13 protein-coding genes are annotated in these 11578 nt (G+C 48.3%); 6 read left to right on the top strand and 7 right to left on the bottom strand.

What is annotated here, in order from left to right; all coding sequences use genetic code 25:
- The first annotated feature begins 1 nt into the window (after nucleotide 1).
- Nucleotides 2-2143 carry a PKD domain-containing protein gene (locus WC777_00065; protein MFA6023606.1) on the top strand — a complete coding sequence of 714 codons (2142 nt, stop codon included), beginning with the start codon at nucleotides 2-4 and terminating at the stop codon, nucleotides 2141-2143.
- Nucleotides 2144-2272: 129 nt separating this feature from the next.
- Here WC777_00065 and WC777_00060 read toward each other — a convergent pair whose 3' ends face one another.
- The 3 genes from WC777_00060 to WC777_00050 are packed head-to-tail and all read right to left on the bottom strand — an operon-like array spanning nucleotide 2273 to nucleotide 5350.
- A complete protein-coding gene (locus WC777_00060) occupies nucleotides 2273-3637 on the bottom strand; it encodes a lyase family protein (protein MFA6023605.1) in 1365 nt (454 codons plus the stop codon).
- 24 nt (nucleotides 3638-3661) lie between these two features.
- Nucleotides 3662-4261: an RlmE family RNA methyltransferase gene (locus tag WC777_00055; GenBank protein ID MFA6023604.1), complete on the bottom strand. Its 600-nt coding sequence runs from the start codon at nucleotides 4259-4261 to the stop codon at nucleotides 3662-3664.
- A 33-nt stretch (nucleotides 4262-4294) separates the two neighbouring features.
- Nucleotides 4295-5350, bottom strand: a complete 1056-nt coding sequence (locus WC777_00050; GenBank protein MFA6023603.1) for an SET domain-containing protein-lysine N-methyltransferase — start codon at nucleotides 5348-5350, stop codon at nucleotides 4295-4297.
- Nucleotides 5351-5480: 130 nt separating this feature from the next.
- On the opposite strand from WC777_00050, the gene WC777_00045 reads away from it, so the two are divergent.
- Both WC777_00045 and WC777_00040 read left to right on the top strand, forming a co-directional pair.
- On the top strand, nucleotides 5481-5795 hold the full coding sequence (locus tag WC777_00045) for a hypothetical protein (GenBank protein MFA6023602.1): 315 nt from the start codon (nucleotides 5481-5483) through the stop codon (nucleotides 5793-5795).
- A 286-nt stretch (nucleotides 5796-6081) separates the two neighbouring features.
- Nucleotides 6082-6579 (top strand): hypothetical protein, encoded by a 498-nt coding sequence (locus WC777_00040; protein ID MFA6023601.1) that lies wholly within the window; start codon nucleotides 6082-6084, stop codon nucleotides 6577-6579.
- A 104-nt stretch (nucleotides 6580-6683) separates the two neighbouring features.
- Here the strand turns inward: WC777_00040 and rsmG are convergent, their stop codons facing one another.
- From rsmG to WC777_00020, 4 genes are read right to left on the bottom strand one after another with little or no spacing between them, the layout of a single operon-like run.
- Nucleotides 6684-7325 carry a 16S rRNA (guanine(527)-N(7))-methyltransferase RsmG gene (gene rsmG, locus WC777_00035; GenBank protein ID MFA6023600.1) on the bottom strand — a complete coding sequence of 214 codons (642 nt, stop codon included), beginning with the start codon at nucleotides 7323-7325 and terminating at the stop codon, nucleotides 6684-6686.
- Nucleotides 7326-7328: 3 nt separating this feature from the next.
- On the bottom strand, nucleotides 7329-7859 hold the full coding sequence (locus tag WC777_00030) for a hypothetical protein (GenBank protein MFA6023599.1): 531 nt from the start codon (nucleotides 7857-7859) through the stop codon (nucleotides 7329-7331).
- Nucleotides 7860-7878: 19 nt separating this feature from the next.
- A complete protein-coding gene (locus tag WC777_00025) occupies nucleotides 7879-8580 on the bottom strand; it encodes an RsmE family RNA methyltransferase (protein MFA6023598.1) in 702 nt (233 codons plus the stop codon).
- Between the two features lie 5 nt (nucleotides 8581-8585).
- A complete protein-coding gene (locus WC777_00020; protein ID MFA6023597.1) occupies nucleotides 8586-9542 on the bottom strand; it encodes a nucleotidyltransferase domain-containing protein in 957 nt (318 codons plus the stop codon).
- Between the two features lie 22 nt (nucleotides 9543-9564).
- On the opposite strand from WC777_00020, the gene WC777_00015 reads away from it, so the two are divergent.
- From WC777_00015 to WC777_00005, 3 genes are all read left to right on the top strand, one after another.
- A complete protein-coding gene (locus WC777_00015) occupies nucleotides 9565-10818 on the top strand; it encodes an NAD(P)/FAD-dependent oxidoreductase (GenBank protein MFA6023596.1) in 1254 nt (417 codons plus the stop codon).
- A 1-nt stretch (nucleotide 10819) separates the two neighbouring features.
- Nucleotides 10820-11368 carry a DUF1003 domain-containing protein gene (locus WC777_00010; GenBank protein MFA6023595.1) on the top strand — a complete coding sequence of 183 codons (549 nt, stop codon included), beginning with the start codon at nucleotides 10820-10822 and terminating at the stop codon, nucleotides 11366-11368.
- Nucleotides 11369-11382: 14 nt separating this feature from the next.
- On the top strand, nucleotides 11383-11578 hold a 196-nt coding region (locus WC777_00005), incomplete at its 3' end, for a hypothetical protein (GenBank protein MFA6023594.1).

Genomic DNA, 11578 nt, shown 5'->3' with positions numbered 1-11578 from the left:
TATGGAAGAATTTTCTCAAGCCCCCACACCGTCGTCAGAGCCGATCCCGGCAGTGCCTGCTCCGGAGGCGCCAAGCCCAGCCCCTGCAGCTCCCGCCGCACCCGCCCTTGATCCCAAAATCAAGCGCAAGCGAATGCTCAAAAGACTCGGCATTGTTTCATCCGTAGTTTTTGTTCTGCTCTTGGTCTTCACGGTGCTGTGGGCCGCCTTTTTGGCAAACACGGAGTTCATCCTCTTTAAATATCTTCCCATTTCTCAAGCGGGCTTCAATAAATTTTTCTACACACTCTTCAACATTCAAATGGGAGCCGTGGTCATTGCAACGATGCTCGCCGCCTTATATGGGCTCATCCGTTCTTTGCTCGTAAAAAAAGAAGAGCTGGAACAAAAGAAAAAGTTCTCTCGCATGGCTTTAAAATTTGGAATCGGATTCCTGCTCACCGGCGTTTTGTGGCTCGTGGGAATATGGTTTTTAGGGCCTCGTTTGGTGGAAGAGTTGCGATATGGTTCTCCCATCGTAACGGTGCCGGAAAACACCATTGGACTCACTTCACCCATCAGCATCAGTTTTGATGCAAGCTTGATTCCAATAGAAACTTCCGTGTACAGCATTCTTTCTTACACCTGGGATTTTGGAGATGGCAGCATCGCGAACGGACAAAAAGTGACCCATGAATATAAGCAAAAAGCACAGGGCAACGGGATCTACACCGTGGTGCTCACCGTGGAATACATGGATCTGAAAAGCGGGGCTCGATTCGATTATGAAACCAGCACCGAAGTGGTGATAGAAAATGAACTCACCGCCGCATCCTTTGTGGCCAATCCCAGCAGTGGGGAAGTTCCGCTCACCGTGAATTTTGATGCGGGAAGTTCTTTTGATCCCGACGGAGAAATTGTTTCTTACGAATGGGATTTTGATGAAGACGGCCGCTACGATGATGCGGTTGGAGAAGTGGTATCCTACGAATTCACTCAGGAAGGAAATTATGAAGTGTCTTTGCGTGTGACCGACAACAATGGAGAATCCGCCACAACCAGCCAAGTGATCGAGGCGGGCAGTGTGGGAGGTTTAAGAGCGGTGATCACGCCTCCTCTTGGAGAAGGTGCGGTCTATTTTACGGATGAACGCTATGAGTTTGATGGGAACTTATCTCAAGCCACCGAACAAAAAATCGTGAAGTTCAAGTGGGACATGGGCGATGGCACAAAATTGGAAGGCCGTAGTGTAAAACACACTTATGAAGAAGTCGGAAGCTACCAAGTGGTGCTCACCGTTTTGGACGCCGACGGCAATGCGGATGAAAGCATTTTAGACCTCGAAGTGGTGGAAGAAGGCACGCCTCCAAGCGCGTCCATAAAAACCAGTCCTGCGGCGGTCTCCGGAGTGGTCTCCGGTCCCGTGCCACTCACGGTGGGCTTTGATGCTTCCGGTTCCACCGATCCGGAGGATGACATCGTGGACTACGAATGGGATTTTGATGGAGATGGGATTGTGGACGACAGTGGAAGCAAGGTTTCAAATACTTATGGAGAAGTGGGTTCATACGAAGCCATGCTCGTGGTGACCGATGCAGCCGGGAACACGAAGGAAAGCACCGTAAATATTGAAGTCACCGCTCAGGGCATCACCGCAAAACTGGAAGCCACTCCCAGCAATGGAGAGGTCCCGCTTACAGTGAGTTTTGACGCTTCCGGCTCCTCATATAAAGAAGGCAGCATCGTGTCGTACGAAATTGATTTTGGAGATGGAGCAGACTTGTATATTGGCGATGCAACGGTGACTTATAAATACAACGCCGTGGGAACTTACACCGCCGTGCTCACGGTGGTGGGAGCCGACGGAGCCAGGGATTCCACCGAAATGCAAATCGTGGTTCGTCCCGTTGCCCTCACCGCTTGTTTCACCGTGAATGAAAGCACCGGCACAGGATTCCTCATTGTGGTGGTGGACCCCAGTTGTTCTCAGGGGACCATCGACAACTACGAATGGGACTTTGGGGATGGAGAAATCAGCTTTGACCGCAAACCCGGCAGCCACACTTACGATGCCCCGGGCACCTACACCATCACCCTAGAAATCACCGAAAGCACCGGCATCGTCGACGCATTCAGCAAAACCGTCACCGTGAAGTGATTGTAAAAGAAACTCACCCATACAATCCCGGGGGAAAGAGGGGGCTTTGAAAAAGCATAAACCAAAAGGAAGCGGAAGTGAGGATCATGCATCCGAACTGGAGCGCTCCCGCTTTTTCAAAGCCTCCCTCTTTCCTTATAGGTTTGGCTGCGTGAGCTTTTCCACTGCAATGTGTTTGAGATGCTCTTTTTTCACCAATTTGGCGAAAGGAATTTTCTCCCGTTTGGAGCGGTTCACCATCTCCGCAACTTCATGGTAGCCCAGATGCGGCACCAGTGCGGTGGCCATGGCAAAACTGCGATCCAAAACCTCCTGCATCTGCTCCTTGTTCGCGGTGATTCCTTCAATACAATCTCGGCGGAGCAAGTCCATTCCTCGCTCCAAAATCTGGATTTGATGAAGCAAATCCCAGCCCACAAGCGGGGTGTACCAGTTGAGTTCCAGTTGTCCTTGGGATCCGGAAAACGCAATGGCATGATCCAAAGCCTGAACCTGCACACAAATCATGCTGATGCACTCAAGCACCGAAGGGTTCACCTTGCCCGGCATAATAGAAGACCCCGGCTCCACTTCCGGCAAATGGATTTCATTCCAGCCCGCTTCCGGGCCCGAAACCATAAGGCGCAAGTCACTGCAGATTCTGAGCAACTCAATGGAAAGGGCTCGTAGCGCCGACGAGATTGAAACAAACACACCCAGACTGTGACTGTTTTCAAAAGGATTCATAAAGCCCAGCTCAATGCCCATTTTTTTAGAAAGCGCTTCCACCATTTTTTGAGCAAATTCGGGCCGTGTGTTAATTCCCGAACCTGTTGCTGTACCCCCAATTCCCAAATCTCCGAGCTCGGGCGCAGCCGCTTCCAAGCGCTCCAGTGCGCGGGTCAAAGCCGATTCGTACGCATCAAACTCTTGCCCCAAAGTCACCGGCACGGCATCCTGCAAATGGGTGCGCCCCACTTTGAGCATGTCCTTAAACTCGACACTCTTTTTTTGAAAAGCCTCCGCCAATTTTTGTCCACTCTGCAGAAGAGGAACCAGCTCCAAAAGCGCCGCCAAACGAATGGCGGTGGGAATAGTATCGTTGGAAGATTGCCCGGCATTCACATGATTATTGGGGTGCAAAGGTTTGTATTCGCCCTTCTTTCCACCCAAAATTTCATTGGCCCGATTCGCCAAAATTTCATTCAAAGACATATTGAAAGGAGTCCCGGCTCCCGCTTGGTACACATCCAAATCGTAATATTCCTCAAATTTGCCCTCAATAAATTCTTGAGCCGCTTGCGCAATGGCCTCTGCGTGAGCCTTGGGCAGATCGCCCAAATCCGCATTCACCTCCGCCGCGCAGGATTTAATCCATGCCAAGCCCACTTTAAAAGAATGTGGAATGCGGAGCGGAGAAATTTGAAAATTGGCCTGTGCACGGGTATAAAAACTGCCTCCGTAACTTTCCAAAGGAACTTCAACGGGGCCAATGGCGTCTTTTTCGGTGCGAGTTTTCATGAGCGGGGGGGTCAAGTGCCAAAACTATAGCAAATGGATGCCCACCACAAAAGTCTCAAAGCTACGATCTCGGGAAGAAGGGGGTTTGAACACCGAAACTTTTCTGAACCGTTTTTTCATGTTGGCGATCAAAACTTTCATTTCTTCTCCTTCAAAAATTTTCCCAACAAAATTGCCGCCTTTTTTTAAAAGGCGAGTGGCCAAAAAGAAAGCCTGATCCGTGAGCTCCGCGCTCCGCCCTTGGTCCAGATCCCGAATGCCGCTGGTCTTGGGCGCAAGATCACTGGTCACCGTGTCCACTCGTTTCACGCCAAGCTCCTCCAGCCGAGCAAAAATCGCATCCTTCTCCATAATATCCTGCACAAAAGTATGAATATTTTTCTCCGCAAACGGCGCAATTTCCTGCAAATCAAACCCAACGCCGGTCCCATTCGGCCCCACCAATTCCGCAATCACCTGCAAAAAACTCCCCGGCGCCGCCCCCAAATCCACCACCGTATCTCCCCGCCGAATCAGCTGAAACTTCTCCTGAATATCCAAAAGCTTAAACGCACTCCGCGCCCTATACCCCCGCTCCTTCGCCAGGTGAAAATATTTATCTTGAACTTGGAATGGTTTGGGCATACTTGCGCTAATCATACACCATTGCCCGGATGCTTAAAGCCGAATCAGTCCCATACCCCATCGAGTCAATTCTATTCGGTCAAGGACATCGCGATTCAGCTCAGGGTGTGATTCCTTAAATAAATCCAACATAAACTCTGGAAGGTCCGTTCCATACTGCTGCAGCAGTTCTGCAGGCAAGGACTGGATGCCCCCAATAGTTCCTCTGCATTTGGGACCACATTGACACTTCATTTTCCAATCCGGGTTCACCTCCAAGGTCGAGTAGTCACAAGTCAACTGCTCGCCGGGTGGAATGGATCTCATCGCCACAAAGGTCACCCCATCCGCCTGTCGTTTTACATTGGGCTCACAAGAATGATTTAAAAATCGTAAAGGACATGCTTCAAAGGGATCCAGCCAAATGTTGACTTTGATATTCGGATTCTCCAATCGTAGCCCGATCAAAGCTTCCATTCCTTCTTGATCGATACAGATCGCATTGGGATAGATCGAGTCCGGATTGCGTGGACTTACAAGGTGATGCTCGTTGGGATTTTCATAAAAAAATCGTCGTAATCGAGTGCTTTTTGCCTTAATATCAGGCACTTCAATCAATTCGGTAGACTCATACGGAGTAGTCAACATCCTTCGACTCCCTGAACAAACAAATACAATTTCTCCCTCTTTTATGGCTTCTCTTGCATGAAGTCCTTGGCCAGCTTTTTCAGTCTCTTTGATTTCAAGTTTTTGAGTTTGTCCATCCACAAGTTGGTCTCGCGCTTCAGCGTAATCCGGAGGATAAAAACGGTTTTCCTCACCGAATTTAAGCTGAGCTGCCAACCATAGATTTTCTGCCAATATAGAGATATTACTCATGGCGAGGTCACAGTCCGCTGGATCGTGACTTCGGACCGAAAGGAATGGATGGAGCCCCGAGTTAGCAAACAATACATGCAAAATCTCAGCCATTTCAAATGCGGCATTGCCATTGGCAATTTCTCCTTTGGCCGCACTCCTGGCTAAACGCCAATAACGACTCACAAGTTCAGGAACGCCCTCCTCTCCTTGGTCTACTATTTTATCTTTATTTAAGTCTTTTGCTGCCATCCCCACTATTATACCCTTTTTCAAGACATTATTCCAGGTTGCAACAGATTGAGCAGGCATGCTATGGTTCGAAGTATCCAATTTTTAACAGAACCCCTTTATCAAGACGGCAAAGATAAACCTTAAGATTATGAAAAACGAAAGGGAAACACTAAAGATGGCAATAATCATTGGAGTTTTGTATTTCGTTATTACAGTTATTTTAACCCTAATTCAGTGGCAAATCGTTGGTAGCGGGAGAGGTGCACTACTTCTCTTTACCATGCTAAACGCGCATTATTTTGGATTTTTATATTTATTGAAAATTGGGGATTTACCGGTTGCACAAATAATATTGTTTATGGTGCTTCTGCCATTATTCAACATAGTGATGGCTTATCTTGTGATTAAAACCATCTTGTATATAAAATCAAAAGTACACATAAGCATAAACTTCAAAAAGTAAACCCAGTCACACATGCACCTTGTTCGCCTAAACGCCAGTGCGCGCGCACAGATTTTGCCTCAATTTATGGCTTAAATAAGCCATTTTATTTTCAAAATACCTTCTTTGCTTGCTGTTTAGGCGCACAAGAACAGGTACTTTTCTTTGTTCCGTGGCGGAGCTATAATAATGAAGACGATCCTTGGAATGAGTGCCATCTCAGATAAAAGACCCTCTTCGCGAGGGCCTTTGAATTTGACAAGAGCATATTTTATGGCTATACTCTATATGTTTTAATTCAATTATTATGAGAGTACCAAGGGAGGATATACAACCAGAAATGCCAAGAACATGGTCATTAGTATTGGAGTATGTAAGAGGTTTAAGAGCAAGTGGATTAGATGCTGATTATCAGGAATGGGAGGCTGCAATGCGTGCAGGGGTGAATGAAGAAGAAACTACTTACCTTAGCCGGATGGAGTATATCTATGGCGAATGGGATAAGGAAGCATTTAGAAGAATACTAGTTGCCGCTATTCCTCGTGAAGAACTGCCGGATCTTCGATTTACAACAGCTCAAGAGGCTTGTGATTTCTTAATTGCAAGGGGATTGCTACATCCTAGATATGCTGTGATAGAAGAGGGATGGAGGGTAAAAGACTCTCGAGCCAGTATTCCTGGTTGGACATTAACTGAAAGAGCAGAAAATGGAGAGATAAGCCTCAGTGAATCTGTTTGTAATCCTATAGAGAGGCTAAAAAATCCGACAGAAGCTATAGAGTATCTACTCAAAAGGTGCTTGTAGATGCAAGGAATAAGGAAGGTTGGCCACTACCAGGAGGTACTCCTGATGTATAATTTTATCTTGCCCGGGCACAGATTTTCCTTGCTTGCTGTTTAGGTACACCCCTAAACCAAAGGTTTTGCCTTTGGGGCGCCGTCCTTTCGAGGGTATTTCGCCTCCAGGCGGTCTGTTTTTTTAAACTCCAAAATGGCTCGAGCTTCTCCACCGGGCAGCACATAGTTGTGCGCGCGCACAAAATGGAGGCCTAAAACTTCCTGAGCCTTCCGCGATTGCTCCAATTCCTCCTCATATTCCGAAGATTTCCATGCGTAAAACGATCCACCCACTTGCAAGAATCCGCTGGCGTATTCCAGCAAAACAGGAAGTTCCGCCACGGCTCGCGCGGTGGCAAAATCAAAGTGTTCGCGCAAGGTTTTTTCATGAGCCAAGGCCTCAAAACGGCCCGCAAGCCCCGTCACATTTTTTAAGTCCAGTTCTTTGGCCATGGCTTCAACCGCGGTGATTTTTTTGGCGGTCGCATCCATCAAAGTAAACGATGCCGTGGGCAAAGCTTGAGCCAAAGCCAAGCCGGGTAGGCCGCCACCGGTTCCAATATCGGCCACGCAATCCCCGGCCTGAATCTCACAAAAATCCAAAATCGCCAAAGCATCGGGGATGTGTTTATCCGCAAGCTTCAAACGATCACCGGCCGAAAATAAATTCAGCTCCGCGCTCTTTTTTTGTAAAACTTCAACGAGGGTCGTCATGGTTTATTCTGCGGGGGTCTCTTCAGCAGGCACTTCTTCTGCAGGAGCCTCTTCAGCGGGAGCTTCCTCTGCGGGCGCGGTTTCCACTACGGTCTCACTTTCAAGCTGCACCTCAACAGTGCCTTCCACCACAGGAGTTTCCTCCACGGTGCTTTCTTCTTCAGCCACGGGTTCACCAAAAATCACAACGGAGATGTCGGATCGGGTGGTGGCGGTGGTGCTGCGGTCAAAAGCCGTAACAGTGATTTCACATTCGCTGCCGGGAGCACCATTCAGCATGCTCAGGGATAAATTGTGAGCGGTGCTCGGCATCATTTCATCGGTAATAACAGGCAAAAGTTCAATATCATCGGCATCGTCACACTCCACTTCGGAAATGTACGCGAGGGCGGGGGCGCTCACCACAAAATCGAGAGTATCGGTGGCGGGGTCCACCACGCTGTCTTTGGGAGTGGTGAAAGTAATGGTGTAGGGCGAAACCAAACTGCAAGAAGCAAGAAGCAAAGCAGTGGCAAGAAAAGCGGCGATTCGCATAAGTGGTGGATTAGGTGGACTAAGCATATTGAAGGATGGCCAAGCTGGCAAGAGCAGCCGTTTCCATTCGCAGCACGCTATCTCCCAATTGGAACAAAATGCCTCCAGCAGCGCGAATGGCGGAAAGTTCCTCGGGAGTCAGTCCGCCTTCGGGGCCAATCACCAAATTCAAATCTTCAGTGGGCACAAGGGGGATGTCTTTGAGCTTGGCATCGTAAGTCCAAGGATCTCCGGCCAGTATTTTTCCAGCGGGAGGGTTTTTGAGCAAATCTTCAAGGCTGAGCGGTTCATGCAGAACAGGCATAAAAGGCTGCTCACATTGTTCACACGCTTCTTTAATAATGAGGTTCAGCCGTTCCTGTTTTTTTAGGAATTGAACTTGGCAGCGCTCCGTGAGGAGCGGAATGAGGTCGGTGGCACGGAGCTCGGTGGCTTTTTGCAAAATCAGCTCAAAGGTCGCGGGTTTTTTGGAAATCGCGCAGTACAGGCGGAGGCGCCGCGCGGGGGGAGCCTCCACAATCCGTTCAGTGACATGCAGCACGGCAACTTTAGAATGCAGCTCTTCAATCGTGGCCTTGGCCTTGGTGCCGTTGCCATCCATCAAAACACATTTATCGCCCTTGCGAAAACGAAGCACCTTGGTCATTTGCTGCAGCGTGAGGCGATCAAAGATGCGCACTTTTTCAGATTCAAGTGGATGGGGAAGGATGAAGTGTTGCATAGAATTTATTTGAAATCCTCCCGTTGATCGGGAGTTAAATAAGGGAGGCCCAGTTTTTCAAAGATTTCTTCTTCAGTGCGACTGGCCAAATTCTTCTCACCGTCGTAGAGGCCGTATTCATTGATTTTCCAGCCGCGTTTGAGGGCGATGGTGCGCACAAGAATATTAAAATGTTTGGGACCGGTGAAATAGAACAGAGCGGCTCCAAAAGACTCCGGCTCCACCACGCGGAGATCCACCTGCATCTCGGAATCCAGGACCACGCTGCATTTGGTGTCTCCCGCAGCGAGCACTTGTTTGACGCGAGGGTAGGCCAAAAAAAACTCCATCATTTGAGGAACATTTTTGCCGGTGGCAAGAATGTCGATATCGCCAATGGTCTTCATTTTTCTGCGCAAACTCCCCGCATACTGAGCCTGTTCAAAGTGTGGAGAAGTGCCCAAGTAGGTGAGGACCTCCTTGGCTTCCTTGAGGGCAAAAGCGTAGGGGACTCGTTCTTTAAGATGTGTCATTTGAGCGAGGGATTCCAGAATTCCGGCTTGGCTTTTTTCACCCATGCCGGGGAGGGTGGCGAGTGCACCGCTTTCAGCCGCGGCCTTGAGCGCCGCAACACTGCGAATATCCAGTTGTTCCATAAAAAGCTTCACTTTTTTGGGCCCGATGCCCCTCACATGCAGCATGTCCAAAATGCCGGGGCCAACCTTCTTTTTAAGATCTTCATGCATTTGGGCTTTGCCGGTTTCCACAATCTCTTTAATTTTGAGCCTCAGGTCGACGCCGATGCCCGGAATAGCTTCAAGTTCCTTCTCATCCGTTTTGCAGAGGACTTCCAGATCCTTCCCAAAGCCTTTGATCACTTCCGCCGCGCGTTGATACGCTCGAACTCGAAAAGGATTCTCGCCCAGCACTTCCAGCATTTCGGCGATATCGGTGAAAATTTGAGAAATCTTTTCGTTGATCATGAGCAAATGCTAGAATGAGTTCATGAAAATAGCAATCATTGGTGGTGGGGCGGCAGGAATGATGGCGGCCGCCGCCGTCCTGGAGTCCGGTGCGGAGCACGAAGTCTTCCTTATTGAAAAGAACGCGAGCTTGGGGCAAAAAGTCATCATCTCCGGCGGCGGCCGCTGCAATGTCACCACCGGTTTTTCAGATTTAAGCCTCATCGCGCAGCGCTACCCAAGGGGAGAAAAATTTTTACAATCCGCTTTTTACAGATTTTCACCCGAGCTCGTCCGCGAATGGTTTGAAGCGCATGGAGTTCCGCTTAAAAAAGAAGAAGATGGGCGAATATTTCCGGTTTCCAACAATGGAAAAGATATTGTGGGCGTCTTCGAAACTCTTTTCAAAAATCAAAAAATCAAGATTCAGTTTAAATGTGAACTCAAAAAAATAGAGAAACAGGGTTTGCAATTTAATCTGTCGTTTTCAGACGCAAAAACACTCTTGGTCGATAAACTTATTCTCACCACCGGAGGACAGGCCTATAGGCACACAGGGTCAACGGGGGATGGCTATGCGTTTGCCGAAAGTCTTGGCCACACAATCACCGCGCTTGCGCCAAGTCTCAACTCTTTTATTTTGTCAGAGCCATGGATCAAGACTTTAGCAGGAGTGGCCTTGAAAAAAGCCCAACTCACCGTGAAGCGCACAAAAAAAATAGACTGGTCCGGCCCCCTGCTTTTTACCCATAAAGGCATCACAGGTCCCGCCGTTTTCGCTCTATCCTCTCTGGTGGCCTTTGAGGAGTACAACGCAAAAAATCCGCTCGAAATTCGCTTAGATCTTGTCCCAGACCTTAGTCTTGAAGCTCTGGAAAAAACACTGCAGGCAGAGCTACAAAAAAATCCAAAAAAACAAGTTCGAAATCTCTCTTTCCCCTTCCCAAAATCACTCGCCAGTGCGCTCTGTGATCAACTGCAAATTCCCGAAGGAAAAATCAGCGCAGAACTCAGTAAAAAAGATTTCAATCGTCTCATCAATATCTTTAAAAATCTTTCACTTCACGCCATTGCTCGCGGAGCCGGAGACGAATTTGTAACGGCGGGAGGAGTAGACACCGATGAAGTGAATCCTCGCACCATGGAATCCAAAATTTGTCCGGGGCTCTACTTCGCCGGAGAAATCTTAAATGTGGATGGGTTTACGGGTGGCTACAACCTTCAGTGCGCTTGGGCCACCGGAAAACTTGCAGGCCAGAGTGCTTCAGGTACAATAAACTCAAGCACGGTAAAATAATATGATCAAAGACATCAAAGCGCTCACACAAAAATTTATAGACCCAACGGTCCACGATGCGCTTTTAAAAAAGAAGAAAGCACAGATCAAGAGTTTTAAAATGAAAATGAGTCACGATCGAACCCTCACCGATCGCCTTGCCGATTCCATCACCAAAGCGTTTGGTTCCACTTGGTTTTTCATTGTAAATTTCGTGTGGTTCGCCGGGTGGATGATCATCAACATGGATCTTGTGCCTTTTCTTAGCCCCTTCGACCCTTATCCCTTTGGTTTTCTCACCATGATGGTGTCTTTGGAAGCCATCTTCCTTTCGATTTTTGTGCTCATCAGCCAAAATAGAGCCTCCAAAGTGGCGGATCTTCGTGAAGAAATCGATCTTCAGATCAATGTGCAGGCGGAACAAGAAATCACCCGCATCCTTTGCATGGTGGATGAAATTCACGACCACCTGGGCTTGGAAGCAAAGGACGATGCCGAGCTCAAGAAAATGAAAAAGCGCATGAATCTTTCCGCACTCGAAAAAGCAATTTCTAAAGAAATGGAAGAATAAGCCGTAATCATCCAATGATCCCAAAACTCCTTCTCAAACCGGGCAAAGAGCATATTATGGCCAGCAATCATCCGTGGATTTTTTCCATGGCCTTGCAGTATGACGAATCCGTTCCCAGCGGAAGCCTTGTGGACATTTACGATGGAACGGGAAGGAAGTTTTTAGCTCGCGGTTACTACAACGAAACATCACAAATTGCGGTTCGCATCC

The organism is Candidatus Gracilibacteria bacterium (genome assembly GCA_041661045.1).
In the GTDB taxonomy this organism is placed as follows: domain Bacteria; phylum Patescibacteriota; class Gracilibacteria; order UBA1369; family 2-02-FULL-48-14; genus 2-02-FULL-48-14.
Note: the sequence above shows the minus strand (reverse complement) of the source record. Positions and strands in the feature narration are given on the sequence as shown.